Below are 18852 nucleotides of genomic sequence, written 5' to 3' on the forward strand. Positions count from 1 at the left end.
TCTGGGGACAACACACTTTGTGGGCGTTGGGGAGACCTCGTGCTAATGCAGGGGCGCCCAAGTTGCCTTAAAGATCCCGTGCTTCCATGCAGCGACTATCCCGATTCATTTCCACGTGGCGTCTTTCCGCATTGGCTGCCTCGGCAGCGATTTTCCTCGCCACGGGGTTGATGGTTGCGGCATCCAACGCCGCCGCCGAGCCGAGCGCAGCGCCCGCCGCCCCGGCGAAATCCGACGCGTCCGCTCCACGCCGCGTTTACTGGCAGGAGCAATTCTCCAAACGGCCGCTCGCGTGGCTCGATCCCTTCGATCACGACCGCGATACGCTGGCCCGCGTCTATTCGCTCCGCACGGAAGGTGATTTCAATTTCCTGCACGCCCGCTACGACGGCACCACGAAGGATCGACCGCCGGCGATGCACTATGGGCAACCGTTCCAACAGAATCCAGCGCCACTCGACAAGGTCGCGAGCCTCGAGTGGAAGTGGCGGGTGACCCGGCATCCCCAGGTAAAAGACGATGCCTGGGAGGACTGCGCGGCGGGTATCTACGTCATCATCAAGCAGCCCTCGATGATCGTGGGCGGTCGCGGATTCAAGTTCGGTTGGCTGGCCAAACCCGGCGCGACGGGCACGCACCAGCACGGGCTCCTGCAGGTGCCCTTGCGGAACGATCCCGCGGGCCCCGAATGGCGGCAGGAAAGCGTCGACCTTTGCGCCCTCTACCGCAAGGAATACGGCGCATGCGAAGGCCAAAAGGTCCTTTACGTTGGCGTGGTAACCGACGGTGACGGTACCAAAACGCTCGCCGAAGCCGACTATGCGAACTTCACGTTGGTTGCGAGATGAAGCGTCGCGAGATGAAGCGTCGCGAAATGAGTCGCCCGGTCGAGCTCGGACCGAACGCTAAGTAACCAGTTGGGGAACTTTGTCGAGCGGTACCTGTCGATTCCGTGGAACCACCGGCAGGCAGCGCGCGTAAGTAACCATACGGCGACTTCTGCCGTCGGTTAAGAACGGTTAAGGAGCGCTGAAAAGCGCGAAAAACCGGGAATTATCGCTTGACGGTGGGCCTCGGCAGCCCCAAATCTTCGGGCCTTCAAGTCGTGAATCCGCGTTCATCAAATGCCATGCGCACTTCAAGGCTGCGTAGTCGCCTACGCGAGGCAACGGCCATGGCGATACTGGACGCTACCGAAGAGGTGATGTCCGAGGCGGGGGTCGAGTCCTTCAGCCTGAACGCGGTTGCAGCACGCGCAGGAATTGCAGTCGGCACGATTTACAATCATTTCCGCGATCGCGACGAGCTCATTCGTCAATTGTTCACCACGCGTCGCGCGCAAATGTTTGCGGAGGTCGATTCCGTCCTCAAAGAAGCGCAAAAATTGCCGTTTCGGGAGAAGCTGACGGCGTTCGTTCAAGCCGTACTGCAGCACTTCGAAAACCGGCACGATTTTCTGTCAATCGTGCTTCAGACGGAACATTTGCGCTTGCAATGCCTCGATCGGATCGACCCGGCCGAGCGCTCTGCCCTGCTGAAAATCGAGCAACAGGCGGCCGACATCGTCAAGTTGGGGCTGAAAGAAAAGGCCCTTCGGCCGGAAGCGGCGGACCTGTATCCGGCGCTCCTCATGGGTGTGGTGCGGGCAATCCTCCTCGATCGGCTCGAGTTGCCGGCGGCACGTCCGGTTTCCGAGGAGGCAGAGCGCGTGGTCGACCTCTTCTTGCGCGGCGCCGGTGCGGTCCCGCGAGCGAGGAGCCGCACGTGATTCTTGCACCCGGCCCGCTTCTCTGGTTGAACGCGCAAGTTTTTGAAGGCTCGACTGAACACCGGCCTCGCACGCGGGCACTGCTTTCGCAATACGGCAGCGGTCACCCGCGTAGGCGAGGTAAGAACGCGATGAATTTGGCGATGAACCCAAGTAGATATCCCAGCGTTTTGGGCTTGGAACTTACAGAAATTGGTTCTTTTTCAAGGAAGGGCGGAAGCTCGGTAGCGCAGTTGCCGTTACGTGCCGTTTACAGTCACTGCGTCAACGCGTCGTCAGGGCGTGGCGCATTTAGTGCGTTGGTCGATTCCAGTTTTGCGGTTAGTGGCGCCCGCGCAGTGTGCGCAGTCCGTCCAGGTTTGGGCGCGCCGGTGGAAAGGGGATGGTAACCATGAGCGATCGTCGGCCGTCACTTCGCGGGGCGATCATTGGGTATGGCTTCATTTCGGAACGCGGACATGCTCCGGCCTACAAGGCGCTTGCTAGCAAAGGCGCCCCGCTGGAAATCGTGGCCGTGGTGGATACCTGCGCGGCACGCCGCGAAAGGGCGCGCGCCGAGATGCCGGGTGTTCGCATTTACGAAAGCGCGGACGCTCTCTTTGCCACCGAGGATGCAAAGCTCGATTTCGTGGACATCTCGGCCCCTCCGTCCGAGCACGCGCCCCTGGCGTTGAAGGCGCTCGACCGCGGGTTGCATGTCCTTTGCGAGAAGCCACTCGCCACCACGACGGATGCCGCACGCGCGATGTTGGCGCGGGCCCGCCGCGTGGGACGCGTTCTCTACCCCTGTCACAACTACCGCCACGCCCCGGTGATCAAGGCCGTGCGGCGCGCACTCGACGCCGACCGAATCGGCCGTGTGTCGATGGTTACGTTGCAGACCTTCCGCAGCACGCACGCGCGCGGTGTTCCGGAATTCCGTCCGGACTGGCGACGTGAGAAGCGCTGGTCGGGCGGTGGCATCGCCATGGATCACGGCAGCCACACGTTCTACCTCGCGTTCGATTGGTTGGGGGCATACCCCACCGCCATCACCGCGAAGATGTCTACGCTGGGACCCTACGATACCGAGGACAACCTCAGCTGCGCGATCAGCTTCCCGGGCGCGACCGCGAGCGCACATCTTTCGTGGACCGCAGGCGTACGCAAGGTCATCTACACCTTGCACGGCGAGCGCGGCGCGATTCGCGTCGAGGACGACGACGTGGAGGTGAACGTTCTCACCTCGCGCGAGGGTGAGCCGCACAAGTGGCAAACTTTGCGCGACAGCGTTCCGTCGAACTGGATGGATGCAAGCCACGTCATTTGGTTCGAGTCGCTCTTGGAGGACTTCGCGCACGCCATCGAGATTGGCGAGCACGTTGGCAAGTCGGCGGAGGACAGCCTTCGCTGCGTCGAGCTCATCACGCGCGCCTACCAGTCCGCCATGGAGGGGTCGCGCGAGCTTCCGCTCGGCGAGGCAGCCCGACTCAGCCGCACGCGCCGTCCGGCCGTGTCGGTGGCAAGGTGATCGCAAGGTAGAGACGTTGTTGGAAGAAGGTACGAACCGGTGATCGACGTAATCTGCTCGCTCGCACTCCTCTCTCTGCTCGTGGCGGTCGTCGTCGCGTACGGGGTGCGGCTCGTCCTGCGGGGAGAAGCGCACTTCGCGCGCGTCGATGCGGCGGGCTCGTCGCCGCTGTTGGGCCGCCGGCTCATGGAGATGGCCTATTGGTCTCTCCAGCCGGTGGCCCGCCTCTGCATCCGGCTCGGAATTGGCCCGAACACCATCACGCTGGCCTCGATGGGGCTTGCGCTGATTGCGGCGGGCGCGCTCGCGTTCGGTCACTTTGGCGTGGCCGCGGTCATCACGGCGGTCGCGGCCCTGGGCGACGCGCTCGATGGCCTGGTTGCGCGCAGCACCGGCGTCGCGTCGGACGCGGGCGAGGTGCTCGATGCCGCGGTGGATCGCTACTTCGAGGGCACCTTTCTCTCGGGCTTGGCGATCTATTACCGCGATGACGTGCCCACGTTGGTCATTGCGCTCGCCGCGCTTCTCGGTTCCTTCATGGTGAGCTACGCCACCGCGAAGGCGGAGGCCTGCCACGCGGAGGTTCCGCGCGGGTGGATGCGGCGCTCGGAGCGGGCGGTTTATCTCAACGTGGGCATCACGTTGGTTCCCCTCATGGGCAAGGTGCCGATGATTGCGGCCCTCGCGGTGGTGGCGCTCTTCTCGAACGTGAGCGCGATCCGCCGGCTCGCCGCGCTGGCCGCTACCTTGCGCGCACGCGACGCGGCATCGCCGCTTCCGCAGGAGCCCGTTCTCGAAGAAGAAGAATCCGTAGAGGCTGCGCCGCCTGCCTCGTCGGCAATCCGGTCCGAAGTGACGTCGGCGGCATCATGAATCGAATAACCATGACAACAGAATCCCGCGTTCGCCTGGGACCAAGTACGCTGCATCTCTTAGGGCGACACCAAATGGCCTCGGTCGTGGCAACGGCGCTCGACTTTGGGACCATGACCGTGCTCGTCGAGCTCGGCGTCCTTTCCCCGGCCATCGCGACACTCGTCGGCGCCCTGTTCGGCGCCATCGTGAACTTCCTCCTCGGACGTCGCATCTTCCGAGCCACCTCCCGCTCGGCGGCGCCGCAGGCCGCCCGCTATGCCGTCGTCTCGGCGGCGAGCGCGGCGTTCAACTCGTTGGGCGTTTACGTCCTTCATCACGCCCTCGGAGTGCAATACCTGCTCGCGCGGGTGTGCGTATCCATCGTTGTAAGCATTCTCTGGAATTTCCCCCTGCAACGTCACTTCGTGTTCGGGGCACCCAAAACATGAGCAGCACGCCGAAGAAGCAAAGAGTCCATCTGAAGACCATCGTGCCGGGTCCGCGCAGCACGGCGTTGCGCCAGCGCGAAGATGCGCACGTGGCCCCTGGCCTGCAGGGCTATGCCGTGATGGCGGGCATCGCGGTCGAGAGCGCCGAAGGCAGCGCGGTGACCGACGTCGACGGCAACACGTTCCTGGACTTCATTGGCGGCATCGGTGTCGGCGCCCTCGGCCACAGCCACCCTGGGGTGGTGAAGGCGATTCAGGACCAAGTGGCGCGCGCATCGGTGGGCTCCTTCACCTCCGAAGCCCGCGTGGAGCTCCTCGAGCGCGTGGCGAAGCACCCGCCGACCGAGGGCGTGCATCGTCTGCAACTGTATTCGAGCGGCGCAGAGGCCGTGGAAAGCGCGCTCCGCCTGGCCAAGAGCCACACCAAGAAAACCGAGTTCGTCTCCTTCTGGGGCGGATTTCACGGCAAGACCATGGGCGCTCTTTCGCTCATGGGGTCCAACTTCAAAGAAGGACTCGGCCCCATGGTGCCGGGTTCGCACATCCTGCCGTACGCCGATTGTTACCGCTGCCCGATCGGGTCGACGTACCCCACGTGCGGCCTCGGGTGCATCGATCAGGGGCGCAAGCAGCTGAAATACGCGTCCACGAACTCCATTGCGGCGTTCATCGTGGAGCCGATGCAGGGCACCGCCGGCAACGTCGTGCCCCCGGACGACTTCATCCCCGCGGTGCGTGAGCTCGCGCACGAGTTCGGCGCGCTCTTCATCGCCGACGAGATGATCACCGGCTTCGGGCGCACCGGCCGCTATTGGGGCGTCGAGCACTCGGGGGCCAAGCCCGACATCGTCACCCTCGGCAAAGCCTTCGGCGGCGGCTTCCCGCTCAGCGGCGTGCTCACCACGGATGCCATCGCGCAGGCGAAGCCGTGGTCCAATCCGTCGGGCTCGTCGTCGAGCTACGGCGGCAACCCCTTGGCGGCAGCGGCGGGTGTCGCGGCCCTCAAGGCCATCGAAGAAGACGGCCTGGTCGACAATGCGCGCGAGGTCGGCGCCGCGATGCTCGAAGAGCTTGCCGCCTTCGTCGAGGCGTACCCCTTCGTCGGCCACGTGCGCGGACGCGGCCTCTTCATGGGCATCGAGCTCGTCGCCGACAAGAAGACCAAGGAGCCGCTTTCGCGCGCCGTTACCCGTCGCATCTTCGACGAGTGCGTTCGCCGTGGGTTGCTCACCATGTCGTACGCACCGAGCTTCCGCATTCAACCCGCGCTCACCATCGACCACGAGACTGCGAAGAACGGCATCGCTGTTTTGCGTGAAGTGTTCGACGAGGCGAAGCGCACGAACCTCTGGGGTCTGACGTGACGGAGCTCGCCACCACCAGCTTCACGGGAAGGGCGCTCGCGCACGTGCGCACGCTCTGGCCGCGCTGGGCGTGGCTCCCGCCGATTCCATTCGTCCTCAACCTCGCCATGAACGTCTACCGCGGTGAGGCGCGGTGGGACCACGTTCTCATCACGGTGGTCGTCATTGGGCTCGCCTACGGCACGGCGTTCACCAAGAAGCTGTGCGTAGGCCTCTACCCAATGGGACTCGTCGCCCTACTTTTCGATTCCATGCGGCTCTTTCAGCACGCAGGGTTCGATGCGGCCGGCGTGCACCTGTGCGATTTGCGCGCGGTTGAGTTGCGTTGGTTCGGCCTCGATTCGGGCGGCACGCGCATCACGCTCCACGATTGGTTTCAGGTGCATGCAACCACGTGGCTCGACCTTTTGTGCTCCGTTCCTTACGGCACGTTCCTCTTCTATTGCATCCTGTTTGCCGCGTTCCTCTTCAAGCGCGACTTCGTGGCCATGCAGCGTTTCACCTGGGGCTGGTTGGCGCTGAACGTCATCGGTTTCACGACGTACCACATCTATCCAGCGGCCCCGCCCTGGTACTTCCACTCGCACGGCTGCGCGGTCGACCTCTTCGCCAAGGCGAGCGAAGGACCGAACCTTGCGCGCGTCGATGCGCTGTTGGGCATCACGTACTTCCACGGCATGTACGGTCGCGCGAGCGACGTGTTCGGTGCCGTGCCCTCGTTGCACTGCGCCTATCCGCTCTTGGTGGTGCTCGAGGGTTGGTCTCAGTTCCGCTGGCGCGGACGGGCCTTCACCGTCGCGTTCTTCCTGCTCATGTGCTTTTCGGCGATCTACCTCGATCACCATTGGGTGGTCGACGCCGTCGTCGGCATTACCTACGCCATTCTCACCTTCGTCGCGTTGCGCATGATCGGCAACGCGCTGCGGCGCCGTGCCTCCAGTAACGCCTCCGATATCGGAAGCCCGGCCCAAGACATTCTTCTGCCAAGCACCACGGCGGGAGAGGTACAGGAGATTCAGTCATGAGCCACGGATTGGGAAATCCGGCGCCTCCGTGGGCCCGTGCCGCAGTAGCTTGGACGGTCCGTCATGGCCGCATGCTCTGGGTGATCGCGCTCCTCCTCGCGGTTCCAGCCGTCTGGCGCACCGCCAACATGTACATGCACCTGCGCAGCGAGCTCGAAGAGCTCCTCCCGCGCAATGCCCAGAGCGTGGTGGCCATCGACGAGCTGCGCAAGCGCATGCCCGGTCTGCAGTACCTCGGCGTCATCGTGGACTCGGGATCGCCCGAGAATCTCCCCGCGGGGGAGAAGCTGCTCGACGATCTGGCCGCGCGCGTGCGGGCGTACCCGCCGGAGCTCGTGCGTGAGGTTCGCCTGGGGCAGGCCGAGGAGAAAGCCTTCCTCGAGAAGAATGCTGCACTCTACACGGACCTCGAGGACCTGAAGACCATTCGCGCGCGCATCGAGGCGCGGCGCGATTACGAAGTAAACAAGCAGACGGGCGCGTCGCTCGATGACGACGAGGCGCCGCCGCCGCTGGACTTCACCGATCTGGAGGCGAAGTACAAGGAGCGTCTCGGCGGCAGCAGCGACGCAAAGGACCGCTTCCCCAACGGGCGATGGTCCAATGCGCAGCAGCACGTTTCGCTGATGCTCATCGAGGTCGCGGAGTTCTCCTCGGGCCGAGGCCGCGGCACGGAGCTCCTCGATCGCGTGAAGGCGGATATCGTGTCGATGGGCGGCACGGATCACTACGCGCCGAACATGAAGGTCGGATACACGGGCGACGTGGCGATCTCCGTCGAGGAGACGTCGGCGCTGCTGACCGATCTGTCGTTCTCGTCGATCATCGTGCTGGTGCTCGTGGTGGCCGTGCTGGTGGTGTACTACCGTTGGTCGCGCAGCGTGCTCGTGCTCCTTCCGCCGCTGCTGCTTGCCACGGTGTATTCGTTCGCGATTGCCTCGTTCCCGCCGTTCAACGTGCGAGAGCTCAATTCGAATACGGCCTTCCTCGGCTCGATCATCGTCGGCAACGGGATCAACTTCGCGATCATCCTGCTCGCGCGCTACATCGAAGAGCGGCGGGCGGGGGTCAACGTGGACGAGGCGCTGGTCGTCGGCGTGTGGGGCTCGCGCGTCGGTACGCTGTCGGCGGCACTGGCCGCGGGTGTCTCCTATGCGTCGCTCGCGCTCACGGATTTCCGTGGTTTCGCGCAGTTCGGGTACATCGGCGGCATCGGCATGGTGATGTCGTGGCTCACGGCGTACCTGCTCATGCCGTCGCTGACCAAGGCGCTCGACAAGGATCCGAAGGCGCATCGTCGTGTGACGCACGGCGGCTTCATGGCGCCTTTCGCCAAGCTGGTGACGCGCCACTCGGGCATCGTGATTGCCGCGACCGCGGTGCTGTTGGTGCTCTCCGTGCATCAACTCAGCCGCTTCGGTGCGAATGAGCTGGAGTACGACTTCTCCAAGCTTCGCCGCGCGGACACGTGGGTCAGCGGCGAGGGTTACTGGGGGCGCAAGATGGACGCGCTTCTCGGCACGTACCTCACGCCCACGGTGATCCTGACGGACAGCCCGGAACAAGCGCATGCGGTGGAGGAGGCGGTGCGTCGAGCGTGGATGGCGAAGGACAGCCCGCTCCACGACATGATTTCGAACATCCGCACCATCGACGACGTGCTGCCGAAGGATCAAGCGGCGAAGTTCGTGGAGGCCGACGCCATCCGCGAGGATATGACGCCGAAGATGCGCTCCCTCGTACCCGAGGACAAGAAGGAGCAGATCGATCGGCTGCTGGCCAACGAAGAGAACAAGCCGATCACGTTCGCGGATCTGCCGCACACGTTCACCACGGGCCTTCGCGAGCGCGATGGGTCGTACGGTCGCGCGGTGCTGGTGTTCCCGCGTCCTTCGCGCGCGCTCTGGGAAGGCCCGCCGCTTGCCCAATTCGTGGAGTCGCTGCGGACGATTGCGCGTGACGCGGTGGGTCCAGAGGCCAAGCCCGCGCGGGTGGCGGGATCGCTTCCGCTGTCGGCCGACATCCTCGAGTCGATCCGTCGAGACGGTATCAAGGCCAGTGCGGCGGCCCTCGCGGGCGTCATTCTCGTGGTGCTGCTGCTTTTCCGAACGAACTTGATTTCGGTGTACATCATCGGCGGGTTGCTGCTCGGCGTCGTGTGGCTCGCCGGCGGGATGATGGCGTTCGGCGTGCGTATCAACTTCGCGAACTTCATCGCGTTTCCCATCACGTTCGGCATCGGTGTCGACTACGCGGTGAACGTGATGGCCCGCTACGCGCAGGATGGGCGTAGGGACGTCGGGCTTGCTGTGCGTGCGACCGGTGGTGCGGTCGCGCTATGCTCGCTCACGACGACCATCGGCTATTCGTCGCTGCTGATGGCCCAAAATCGCGCCTTGTTCTTGTTCGGGTTGGTCGCAGTGCTGGGCGAACTCGCGTGCGTGTCCGCGGCGATTCTGGCGCTCCCCGCGCTGGTCTCGTGGCTGGACAAGCGGCGGGGTGGCCGCCGTTCGACGGCCCCCGAATCGTCTCCCGGTTCCGAGCACGGGCGTCCCGCGACACACTGAACGCCGACTTCGGTTTGGCCGCTCCGGTTAAGGGTCGAGCGTGCAATGTACGATTGCGCGCATCGACCCTTGACGACGAAGTCGAGCGGGGTCAGAGAAGTCGTCGGATAGGGAGCCCACGCGTGCCTGCAAGGTGTATCGCGGCACGCGCATTGCTGAGTTGCGGTTGATAGGTCATTGCCCCAAGTCTTATTGGCGGAGGGGAGGACTCGACACCCGCAACGAGGAACGACGAGAAGGAGAGATCCTATGAAGCATTCGGACGGCGCAACCCGCCGCAATGTTGGCTCACATCACATGCGAGGCCGTACGGACGACGCAGATGCGTTCATTCCTGACCCTTATGGTCGGGGACAGAGCGGTCATACGCGCGCGGCTGAGCCCATTGCCGAATCGCTCGCAGAAGATTTTCTCGCGTCGGCCACCTCGGGTGAAGAAGTGACTCAAGAGCTTCGGGATGCTCTGAACGCGGATGAAGTCGGCGGCCCTTTCGTCGAGACGCAGGCCCAAGAAGAATTCGCGGTCACCGTCGACGAGATGAACCCGGTCGACGCCATTCCGGAGCCGTTTCCCACGGCCAACGGCCACGCCTAGCGCGTCGTCCCACCGGGATACAAAAGAGCCCCAAATGGGGCATATACGCCGATGAGCTTTGGCTCTATGCAACGGCGACGCGATGAAGATTCTCAATGATGTGTTGAATGTCCGGACGGATGGACGGGGATTTTACGATGTGACGCGCGAGGTCGCGCGCATCGTGGCGGGCGCGCAGGTCACCAACGGGCTTTGCACCGTGTTCGTGCAGCATACGAGCGCGTCGTTGGTGATTCAGGAAAATGCCGACCCCGCCGTGCTTCGTGACTTGGAAAAGTGGATGTCGCGGCTCGCCCCCGAGTCCGCCCACTACGAGCACGACGACGAGGGCCCCGACGACATGCCCGCCCACCTCCGCGGCGCCATCACGAAGACGAGCGAATCGATTCCCATCGCCCAGGGGAAGTTGGTCCTGGGGACATGGCAAGCGATTTACCTGTGGGAGCACAGGGCGAGGGCGCATGCGAGGAGGATCGTGGTGAATGTCGTGGGGGAGTAGCTGGCGCGACGGTTGAGGCTAGAAGACGTGCACGAGCGCGTGCGCGTGCACGTGCACGTAGACGAGCACGACCACGATCACGAGCACGACCACGTAGACGAACACGACCTCGTGCTCGTGTTCGTGACGCGTGGTCGTGCTCGTGCACGCGCACGCGCTCGTGCACGTCTTTTGGCGTCACCGAGCAGCGCACAAAAAAAAACGGCCTCCAACGCGCGGGGAGGGGAGGGCGCGCGAAGGAGGCCAGTTAGGACCCCGCGTAAGCCCCGTTTGGTGGGGCCGCAGCGTCCTGGAGCATCGGTTTTCAGGGGAAGGATTGAATTCCGAAGATCCAGGTGTCGCCGAAGCGACGTGCAACGGGGATAAAGCTCTTGGGGGACGTTTTTCTCAAGGTTGCGTCACCCTCTAAGCTTGAAGATAAGCCACAGACTCCAGCTGGCAAGTGGCGCTGGCGCTGTAAGAAACGAAATGCAGGAATCCCGCGATTTCGACGGGAAATACGAGAGCGCGGACGCCGCCGAGCTCTCCGTAACCACCGCCTAGACGAGGCCTGCGGCCGCTCGATCGAGGAATTCGTCGACCGCGCGAAACAGTTCACGATTGGCGTCTTGCGTATAGCTCGCAAGCTTTTCTTCGCATCGAGGCACGATATCGAGAAACGCCTTTACGGCTTCGGCATCGATCTGCGAAGCCTCGCGTCCGTAGCCGAGTCTCTCGAGGTAGCGCGCGTTGAGAATCTGCTCGAATTGCCGGCGTACGGGCACCGAGAGCATCGGCTTCTGCAGATAGACCGCCTCCCCCATGAGGGTGAAACCACCGCCCGCAATCACCGCGCGTGCAGTGGCGAGGTCTTCGATGAAACGCGTTTCGCTGAATGGCATATAGCGAAGATTGCCTTCGACTTGTTCCTCTTGAATCTGTCGCCGCATGCCATAGATACGGCACTCCACGTTGGCGCTCGCGAGGGCGCGTGCGAGCCCTTCGTTGCCTTCCGCGGTCTGGTAGACGAGCAGGTGCTCGCCCCGCCGCGCGATGACCTTCGCTTGCTCGATCTCGGGCCGCAGAATCGGAGGAAAAAGACGCGTTCTTTCCTTGCGAACGGGAGGATGGAAGAACGTCGTGATGAAGTACTCGCTGGAGAAGGGCAACTTGCCCTTCACGAACGCACGCGCGAGTTGAAAATCCGTTTCGTAGCCGCGGACGATTTCGTCGTCGTGCGTGCATCGACTGATGATTTGCATGTTGTCGATGCTCAGAACGGGAAGATTGTGTGTCTTGCCGTAAAGGTATGTCCACGATTCGAAATCGCTAATGACGACTTCGGGACGAAAGCTCGTCAATAGCTCGAAATAAGCTGCAATGTTCTCGGGAACGCCGCCGGTGCCCGCCAAGACGTTGGACCAGACCGTCTTGCCAAGACGAACCCGGTTCTCCTCGTAAATGAGGTGATAGCCATGGATTTTCCGCACCTCGTCAAAGCGTTTCGACAAAAAGTCGACCGCGCGTCCCGAGGCCATGATCTCGACCTCGTGGTTCTCCCGCACGAGATGCTCCAAGACGACACGCGACCGCATCGCGTGCCCCATGCCCTCGCCGACGACCCCGTAGAGAATTCGCATGGGCAAAGGCTACACCCTTTGTTGCCCCTGCCCATGCGCCAAGCCACCTGCCAGACCGTACGCGTTCGCTACGCGGTGGCGCGTGCCTTCGCGCGCTCGAGCCGCGCAAGGTACGTCTGCCGAACGAGGCGGACGTCGTCCAGGAAGGCCGGCAGCTCCTCCAGGGTAAGCGCTTGCGGCCCGTCGCAGAGGGCATGGGCCGGGTCGGGGTGGAAGTCCACCAGGACCATGTTGGCGCCGATGATGACGCCTTCCGCGGTGGCGTGGTGGATCTCGGTCATGCCGTCGGGCGTGATGGTGCGGCGCCCGGCCGAGTGCGACGGATCGACACAGACCGGCATCCGCGTGAGCCGCTTGATGACCGGCACGTGCGCGAAATCGATCATGTTGCGGTGGGGCGCACCCAGGTGCGATTTGACCCCGCGCAGACAGAACACGATGCTCGAGTTTCCTTCGCTCGCGACGTACTCGCAGGCGTTGAGCGCCTCTTCCAACGTGATGCCCATGCCGCGCTTGAACAGCACCGGGAACTCTTTTTGCTGGCCGACGACCTTCAGCAATTCGAAGTTCTGCGCATTGCGCGTGCCAATTTGAAGCATGACGCCGGTCGGATGGCCCACCTGGCGCAACGCTTCGCGGATTTCATCCAAATGTTGCTCGCGCGTGATTTCCATCGCAACGACTTCGATTCCGTATTTGCCGGCAAGTTCGAAGACGTAAGGCAGGCAGTCTTTGCCATGCCCCTGGAAATCGTACGGGCTCGTGCGCGGTTTGTACGCGCCCATGCGTGCGGTTTTCACACCGGCGGCGCCAATGGCTTTGAAGGTGGCCTCGACGTTTTCGCGATTGTCCACCGCGCAGAGACCCGGAAAGACATTCAGTGTGTCCTGACCGAAACGAATGCCGCGGTATTCGAACCCGACCGCATCCACCTGGCCATTGTGCCGGCCCAGAACGCGATACTTCTCCGAAACGCGCACCACGCGCACGACGAAGGGCTGCTCGGCAAAAGGTTCCGCCGGAACGACTTTGGTTTCACCAATCAGGTGCACCTCGGTCAATAAGTGGTTTTCGCCCCGGTAGGAATGAACCTTGGTGGCGATATTGGGATACCGGGATGCTTGGGTGACGAGGGCTTGGACTTCCGGTCCGTCGGGGGCGACGTCGGGCTTGAGAATGATGATCACGGCGATAGAGTTCCTGGGGCTGATGTTCCTGGGGCTGGGGCTGAACTAGCGGGGCTAAGCTGCTGAAGCGATTCGGATCGATAGCGGGCGGCCACCCGCGCGAGATAGGCGAGCGCCACCGTCGCCAACCCCGCATCGTCCAGCCAACCCAGGATGGGGGCCACGTCCGGCACGAAGTCGAGCGGCCACACGATGTAGGCCAGCGTCAGAACGACGAACAGCTTGCCGATCTTGGACGCGTTCGGGTCGCGGAAAAACCGATAGAGGGCCGCGAAGTATCCGATGGGGACGGTTCCCCTGCGAACTGGACTGGCCATTGTGCGGAACATAAACGCAACGCGGCACGCGCGCCACATGCCACACATCGAATCCATGGGTGCCCAAGGCGCCGTCTATGGGAGCCTTCCGTTTCCGCGCGGCGTGAATTCGGGTAGCTCGAGCGGATTGGCGCGCGCAATGCACTGCTGCGTCGGCAGGAGGCCCCTCCCATGGCAACCTCGAACGTCGTTCGCATTGCAAGCGTGACCGCCCTGGCCACCGCCGCGTTAACCGTCGCGTGCGCGTCGTCTTCGCCGCCACCGCAGACGGCCCAAACGCAGCTCACATCGGCCGAAGTCACCAATGTGCAATTCAAGCTACCGGCCGGTTATGGCGACCGGAACCCGCCCCCAGGCGTCGCCACGCCGTTGCAAAAGCAAATGGAGGAAGATCAGAAGTACCCCATGCCGCTGACGGAGACCGCATCCGAATGGCGTGAGCGGTATCCCTTCCCGGCGAAAATGCTCCGCGATTGGAAAAGCGATCACCCCGACAGCGCGGCGCGCCTGATTCGCTGGGAGGACGAGCAGCCCGATCATGTGCGCATGTTGGTTCGTTGGGCCATCGCGAATCCGTACGAGCCCATTGGCGGCTTCATGCTGAATCGCAGTGGGTGGGAAGACTTCCGCGCGATGCGCGATGCCGACCCCGCCGCCGTCGATGCGTTCCTCGCTTGGTGCCGGGCGGCGCCCAGGGCCGCCGAGGAGCTGATTGGGCACTCCGAGGGCATCGGTGCGGTGATTGCTCTAAAGCCGCTCCATCGATAGCGTACCGCGCATGCACGTGCGCGACGTCGTAGCCGTTCTCGAAGGGATCGCCCCGACTCGGTTTGCCGAGCCCTGGGACAACGTGGGACTTCTCCTCGGCGATCCCAGCGCCTCGGTGTCGCGCGTGCTTCTTGCCATCGATTGCACGGAAGCGGTCGCCGACGAAGCGCGTGCCCGCGGTGCAGAGCTGATCGTGGCGTACCACCCGCCGATTTTTCAGCCGCTCAAGCGCGTGACGGCGCCGGGGCTCGTGTTCTCGGCCATCCGCGATGGTCTCGCGATCTTCAGTCCGCATACGGCGCTGGACGTTGCACCGGGCGGAACGAACGACGTGCTCGGCGATGTGGTGGGCCTCGTGACGCGTGCTCCTTTGCGCACGCAGCCGCCGAAGGGTGGCGAACCGTTGCCGCCGGGATTCGGGATGGGCCGCATCGGCGACGTGGAGCCCACCACGCGCGCCGCGCTGATCGAGCGCATCAAATCGGGGCTCGGCGTCTCGCACGCGCTCGTCGCGGGCCCGACGGCAGGCGACGTGCGGCGCGTGGCCGTGTGCGCGGGCTCGTGCGGCGACTTGTACCGCGATGCCTTGGCCGCCGGTGCGGATGTCTTCCTCACCGGCGAGCTTCGGCACCACGATGCCCTCGCCGCGGCGGCGGCCGGGATGACCGTGGTGTGCGCGCTCCACTCGAACAGCGAGCGTGTCGCGCTCGAGGCACTGGCCCAACGACTCCGAGGTTCGGCAATCATCGTGGACCGGAGCGAACGCGATCGCGACCCCTTCGCGATTTTGTGAGGTCAGAGCAGACCAGGGCAGATGAGTTAGGCCTGTGATACGCGCGCAATGATGTGCGCGATGCCCTCGGCGAAGACCGGCTCCGGCGTGAGAAGGCTCAGCACGATGAAGGCTTCACCCGGGAACTCGAAGAACGCGCCGGGGTGCACGTAGACGTTCTCGTGCTCGAGGAGCTCGAGCACCCACGTTTCCTCGCTGCGGGTGCGCGGCAACCTCAAGGTCGCGTACCAACCGCCCTCGGCACGCAGCAACGTCGCCGGCGATGCCGCGCCCGCGAGCGAAGCTTTCAGCGCCGCCAAATTGCGACGTGTGCGATGCAAAATCGCATCGTGGGCGAGGGCGCGTGTGGCGAGGAGCGCCGGCAGCGCATGTTGCACCGGTGTTCCTACCGAGAGAAACGTATCGGCGATGAGCTCGAGGCGGGTGAGCGCCTCCTGGTGCAATGGGCCCGACACGACGGTCCAGGCGGCCTTCATCTGCGGCAGCGCGGCCAGCTTGGAGAGGCCACCCAGGGAAAAGACCAGCGCGTCCTTGTTCTCGAGCACCGAGCGCGCGCGCGTCGCATCGTCGTCGAGAACGTACGTGGCGAACACTTCGTCCGAGACGATGGGCAGGCCCAGTGCGGCCAGATCGGTCAATTCTTGCCGCTTCAAGAACGAGCCCGTGGGGTTGTTCGGGCTGACCACCAGCACGGCGCGCGTGCGCGGACCGATGGCGCGGCGCAATCCGTCGAAATCGATGTGCCACGCCCCATCGTAGGCCAACGGGTAGGGCGTGAGCTTCACCGATTCGAACGCGCCCAGGTGCTCGAACAGCGGGTAGCTCGGCTGCGGAACGAGCACGTCGTCGCCCGGATCGCAGAGCACCTTGAGAAGAAAGGCGTACGCCTCGCTCGTGCTGGCGGTCAGCACGACCTGGGCCGGGTCCACGTCCACCCCGGCCAAGGCCGCAACATCCCGCGCGACCACCTCCCGTGCGCGCGGCAGGCCAAAAGCGTGAGGCTCGTAGAGCATGGCGCGCGGATCGGAAAATGCGGCGAGGATGGCCGCGTCGTCGTAGGGGATCCCCGCGCTCGTGGGATTGGAAACCGTGAGGTCGAGAATGGTTCGCCCCTCCGCGCGGACCCGCTCGAGCGCGAGCGTAAGGGCATTGGGGCGCGGATCGAAGTCGCTGCGGTGGGAGAAGGTCAAAGCGCAGCGGTCATAGCAGAGGTTGGACACGGCGGCCGCTTGCTTGCATTCTTACGGGCACCATGCGCTGGGACGAAGATCACGAGAGTCGGGACGTCATCGATCGGCGCGGCGAGGACGACGGGGGAGGAGGAGGACGCGGTCCCGGCTTGCTCGGGTTGCTGCCGCTTCTCGGTCCGCTTCTACGCAGTCCCATCGGCTGGCTCATCTTGCTCGGCATCGGCGGCTACTACGTCGTGACGCAGCTCGGGCTTCTGGGCGGTGGCGGCAGCCGCGCCGTGCATAGCGATCGCGCGCCCGCGGCGGCGCAGGGCGATCCGCAGAAGGAGCTGGTGTCCTTCGTGTCGTTCGTTCTCGACGATGCGCAGGATACGTGGACGAAGGAGTTCGCGGAGCGCAAGGAGCGCTACCAACGCGCGAAGTTGGTGCTCTTCACCAATCGAACCGCGACGGGATGCGGCTACGGCGAGTCGGCCACGGGCCCGTTCTATTGCCCCGCCGATCAACGCGTGTACATCGACTTGGGCTTCTACAACGAGCTATCCGGCCGCCTCGGCGCACGCGGGCAGTTCGCACAGGCGTACGTGATTGCGCACGAGATCGGCCACCACGTGCAAAACCTGCTGGGCACGGAAGAGCGCATGGGCCGCGGCGCCTCGAAGACGGGCCCCACGAGCGCCTCGGTGCGCCTCGAGCTGCAAGCCGACTGCTACGCCGGCATGTGGGCCCACTCCACCGCGCAGCGAAAATTGCTCGAGGACGGCGACATCGAATCCGCCATCGGCGCCGCCACCGCCATCGGCGACGACCGCCTCCAAAAAATGTCCGGCGGCACCGTGAGCCCCGAGCGCTGGACCCACGGCTCCTCCCAACAACGCGTCCGCTGGTTCCGCAAAGGCTACGACACGGGCAAACTCGAATCCTGCGACACCTTCTCGGCCCGGGAACTCTAGGAAGAGGAACCGCCAGGGGCGCCAGAACAGAATCGCCAGGATCGCCAGATGAACCAACAATAAACTCTTCTTTTTGGGTTTATTGCTGTTCCCGCTGGCGATCCTGGCGACTCTTTTTTGGCGTCCCTGGCGATTTCCTTCTTCATCTTCTCAGCGCAGCACCCGCCGCGCCTGCTCCAGATCCAGCGCGTTTTCCCACCGCGCAACCACGAAGGTGGCCACGCAGTTTCCGAGGAGGTTCGTGACGACGCGCATGGTGTCCATGATGCGGTCGGCGCCGAGCATCAAGGCGACGGCGCCCACGGGGATGACGCCCACGGCAGAGGCGGTGGCGGACAACGCCAGGAACGCGGAGCCGGGGATGCCGGCCATGCCCTTGGACGTGAGCATCAATACGAAGAGCACCGTGAGCTGCTGGCCAAGGCTGAGCTGGACCCCCACCGCTTGGGCCATGAAGAGCGTGGCCAGTGACAGGTAGATCGAGGCGCCGTCCAGATTGAACGAATACCCCGTGGGCAGCACCAGTCCGACGGCCGCCGGGTGACAGCCGCACGCGCGCAGTTTGTCCATCATGCGCGGCATCACCGATTCGCTCGAAGCGGTACCGATGGCCAGCATGAACTCCGCGCGCGTGTACTTCAGGAAGCGCCATAGGCTCACGCCCGCGAAGGTTCGCAAAATGAGCGCGAGCACCCCGCAGAAGAGCGCCGCGGCCGCGTAACACGCCGCGATCAGCTTGGCGTACGTGGCCAGTGACGACAGTCCATACTGGCCAATCAGGTAGGCCATCGAGCCGAAGACCGCGATGGGCGCGAGGCGCATCACGTAGCCCACCACGCGAAAGATCACCTCGCCGGCTTGCTCCACGAATGCCAGCACCAGCGGAGCCTTGTCTTGCCCCACGTGCACCAACGCACATCCGAAGACCACCGCGAAGAGCAGCACCTGCAGCAGCTGGTTCTCGGCGAAGGCACCGACGGCGCTCTCGGGAATCACGTGCAGCAAGAAGCCGCCCATCCCCGGCAATGCGGCCCCGCCCGTCTTTTTTGCGACCGCAGCGGAATCGAGCGTCGCCGGGTCGATGTGCAAACCCGAACCAGGACGCGCGATGTTGGCCATCAGCAGCCCGAGAAGCAGCGCCGCCGACGTCACCACCTCGAAGTAGACGAGCGCCTTCAGCCCGATGCGTCCCACCGACTTGAGATCGCCCGCCTTGGCAATGCCGGTGACCACGACGCAGAAGACCAGCGGCGAGATGACCATCTTGATCGCGCGGATGAAGGCATCGCCGAGCGGCTTCAGGGCTGCGCCGAAATTTGGCCAAATAGCCCCAAAAAGAATCCCGAGCAGTGCAAGAGCGACGACCTGCGCAAATGGCGAGAAGAGCAACGATC

General features: G+C 64.1%; 18 protein-coding genes. 13 read left to right on the forward strand and 5 right to left on the reverse strand.

All coding sequences use genetic code 11. The features are described 5' to 3' along the window. Positions 1 to 86 precede the first annotated feature (86 nt). The 10 genes from LZC95_09795 (at position 87) to LZC95_09840 (ending at position 10631) form a co-directional block, all read left to right on the forward strand. Positions 87 to 848, forward strand: coding sequence for a DUF3047 domain-containing protein (locus LZC95_09795; GenBank protein WXA97126.1), 762 nt, complete (start codon positions 87 to 89; stop codon positions 846 to 848). 326 nt (positions 849 to 1174) lie between these two features. Next, the gene (locus LZC95_09800) at positions 1175 to 1768 is read left to right on the forward strand and encodes a TetR/AcrR family transcriptional regulator (protein WXA97127.1); all 594 of its coding nucleotides are present in this window, start codon (positions 1175 to 1177) and stop codon (positions 1766 to 1768) included. Between the two features lie 391 nt (positions 1769 to 2159). Next, positions 2160 to 3278, forward strand: a complete 1119-nt coding sequence (locus LZC95_09805) for a Gfo/Idh/MocA family oxidoreductase (GenBank protein WXA97128.1) — start codon at positions 2160 to 2162, stop codon at positions 3276 to 3278. A gap of 39 nt (positions 3279 to 3317) precedes the next feature. Then, positions 3318 to 4151, forward strand: coding sequence for a CDP-alcohol phosphatidyltransferase family protein (locus LZC95_09810; protein ID WXA97129.1), 834 nt, complete (start codon positions 3318 to 3320; stop codon positions 4149 to 4151). A gap of 74 nt (positions 4152 to 4225) precedes the next feature. Continuing rightward, positions 4226 to 4582, forward strand: coding sequence for a GtrA family protein (locus LZC95_09815; GenBank protein WXA97130.1), 357 nt, complete (start codon positions 4226 to 4228; stop codon positions 4580 to 4582). Then, entirely contained in the window at positions 4579 to 5946 is a 1368-nt protein-coding gene (locus tag LZC95_09820) for an aspartate aminotransferase family protein (GenBank protein ID WXA97131.1), read from the forward strand. Before LZC95_09815 ends, LZC95_09820 begins: the two co-directional genes overlap by 4 nt. Further along, the gene (locus LZC95_09825; protein ID WXA97132.1) at positions 5943 to 6971 is read left to right on the forward strand and encodes a phosphatase PAP2 family protein; all 1029 of its coding nucleotides are present in this window, start codon (positions 5943 to 5945) and stop codon (positions 6969 to 6971) included. Before LZC95_09820 ends, LZC95_09825 begins: the two co-directional genes overlap by 4 nt. Beyond that, positions 6968 to 9538 (forward strand): MMPL family transporter, encoded by a 2571-nt coding sequence (locus LZC95_09830; GenBank protein WXA97133.1) that lies wholly within the window; start codon positions 6968 to 6970, stop codon positions 9536 to 9538. Before LZC95_09825 ends, LZC95_09830 begins: the two co-directional genes overlap by 4 nt. Positions 9539 to 9787: 249 nt before the next feature. Then, positions 9788 to 10132, forward strand: coding sequence for a hypothetical protein (locus LZC95_09835; GenBank protein ID WXA97134.1), 345 nt, complete (start codon positions 9788 to 9790; stop codon positions 10130 to 10132). 82 nt (positions 10133 to 10214) lie between these two features. Next, positions 10215 to 10631, forward strand: coding sequence for a secondary thiamine-phosphate synthase enzyme YjbQ (locus LZC95_09840; GenBank protein WXA97135.1), 417 nt, complete (start codon positions 10215 to 10217; stop codon positions 10629 to 10631). Positions 10632 to 11170: 539 nt separating this feature from the next. Here the strand turns inward: LZC95_09840 and LZC95_09845 are convergent. The 3 genes from LZC95_09845 to LZC95_09855 all read right to left on the reverse strand — a co-directional run bounded on the left by LZC95_09845 (position 11171) and on the right by LZC95_09855 (position 13754). After that, positions 11171 to 12250, reverse strand: coding sequence for a teichoic acid biosynthesis protein (locus LZC95_09845; protein ID WXA97136.1), 1080 nt, complete (start codon positions 12248 to 12250; stop codon positions 11171 to 11173). A gap of 68 nt (positions 12251 to 12318) precedes the next feature. After that, the gene (locus LZC95_09850) at positions 12319 to 13437 is read right to left on the reverse strand and encodes a 3-deoxy-7-phosphoheptulonate synthase (protein ID WXA97137.1); all 1119 of its coding nucleotides are present in this window, start codon (positions 13435 to 13437) and stop codon (positions 12319 to 12321) included. Next, positions 13434 to 13754: a DUF1232 domain-containing protein gene (locus LZC95_09855; GenBank protein ID WXA97138.1), complete on the reverse strand. Its 321-nt coding sequence runs from the start codon at positions 13752 to 13754 to the stop codon at positions 13434 to 13436. Before LZC95_09855 ends, LZC95_09850 begins: the two co-directional genes overlap by 4 nt. Positions 13755 to 13925: 171 nt before the next feature. On the opposite strand from LZC95_09855, the gene LZC95_09860 reads away from it, so the two are divergent. Both LZC95_09860 and LZC95_09865 read left to right on the forward strand, forming a co-directional pair. Further along, a complete protein-coding gene (locus LZC95_09860) occupies positions 13926 to 14522 on the forward strand; it encodes a hypothetical protein (protein ID WXA97139.1) in 597 nt (198 codons plus the stop codon). A 10-nt stretch (positions 14523 to 14532) separates the two neighbouring features. Next, positions 14533 to 15315: a Nif3-like dinuclear metal center hexameric protein gene (locus LZC95_09865; protein ID WXA97140.1), complete on the forward strand. Its 783-nt coding sequence runs from the start codon at positions 14533 to 14535 to the stop codon at positions 15313 to 15315. Between the two features lie 26 nt (positions 15316 to 15341). Here LZC95_09865 and LZC95_09870 read toward each other — a convergent pair whose 3' ends face one another. After that, on the reverse strand, positions 15342 to 16535 hold the full coding sequence (locus LZC95_09870) for a pyridoxal phosphate-dependent aminotransferase (GenBank protein WXA97141.1): 1194 nt from the start codon (positions 16533 to 16535) through the stop codon (positions 15342 to 15344). A gap of 32 nt (positions 16536 to 16567) precedes the next feature. On the opposite strand from LZC95_09870, the gene LZC95_09875 reads away from it, so the two are divergent. Further along, complete coding sequence (locus tag LZC95_09875) at positions 16568 to 17458, forward strand: zinc metallopeptidase (GenBank protein WXA97142.1); 891 nt, start codon at positions 16568 to 16570, stop codon at positions 17456 to 17458. Positions 17459 to 17608: 150 nt separating this feature from the next. Here the strand turns inward: LZC95_09875 and LZC95_09880 are convergent, their stop codons facing one another. Then, the gene (locus LZC95_09880; protein WXA97143.1) at positions 17609 to 18847 is read right to left on the reverse strand and encodes a cation:dicarboxylase symporter family transporter; all 1239 of its coding nucleotides are present in this window, start codon (positions 18845 to 18847) and stop codon (positions 17609 to 17611) included. Positions 18848 to 18852 lie beyond the last annotated feature (5 nt).

The sequence above is a fragment of the Sorangiineae bacterium MSr12523 genome, assembly GCA_037157775.1.
Classification (GTDB): domain Bacteria; phylum Myxococcota_A; class Polyangia; order Polyangiales; family Polyangiaceae; genus Pendulispora; species Pendulispora brunnea.

Bases quoted from the DNA above. Each gene is read 5' to 3' on its own strand.
- LZC95_09795 (WXA97126.1), top strand. From the start codon at position 87: ATGCAGCGACTATCCCGATTCATTTCCACGTGGCGTCTTTCCGCATTG.
- LZC95_09800 (WXA97127.1), top strand. From the start codon at position 1,175: ATGGCGATACTGGACGCTACCGAAGAGGTGATGTCCGAGGCGGGGGTC.
- LZC95_09805 (WXA97128.1), top strand. From the start codon at position 2,160: ATGAGCGATCGTCGGCCGTCACTTCGCGGGGCGATCATTGGGTATGGC.
- LZC95_09815 (WXA97130.1), top strand. From the start codon at position 4,226: ATGGCCTCGGTCGTGGCAACGGCGCTCGACTTTGGGACCATGACCGTG.
- LZC95_09820 (WXA97131.1), top strand. From the start codon at position 4,579: ATGAGCAGCACGCCGAAGAAGCAAAGAGTCCATCTGAAGACCATCGTG.
- LZC95_09830 (WXA97133.1), top strand. From the start codon at position 6,968: ATGAGCCACGGATTGGGAAATCCGGCGCCTCCGTGGGCCCGTGCCGCA.
- LZC95_09835 (WXA97134.1), top strand. From the start codon at position 9,788: ATGAAGCATTCGGACGGCGCAACCCGCCGCAATGTTGGCTCACATCAC.
- LZC95_09840 (WXA97135.1), top strand. From the start codon at position 10,215: ATGAAGATTCTCAATGATGTGTTGAATGTCCGGACGGATGGACGGGGA.
- LZC95_09845 (WXA97136.1), bottom strand. From the start codon at position 12,250: ATGCGAATTCTCTACGGGGTCGTCGGCGAGGGCATGGGGCACGCGATG.
- LZC95_09855 (WXA97138.1), bottom strand. From the start codon at position 13,754: ATGGCCAGTCCAGTTCGCAGGGGAACCGTCCCCATCGGATACTTCGCG.
- LZC95_09860 (WXA97139.1), top strand. From the start codon at position 13,926: ATGGCAACCTCGAACGTCGTTCGCATTGCAAGCGTGACCGCCCTGGCC.
- LZC95_09865 (WXA97140.1), top strand. From the start codon at position 14,533: ATGCACGTGCGCGACGTCGTAGCCGTTCTCGAAGGGATCGCCCCGACT.
- LZC95_09875 (WXA97142.1), top strand. From the start codon at position 16,568: ATGCGCTGGGACGAAGATCACGAGAGTCGGGACGTCATCGATCGGCGC.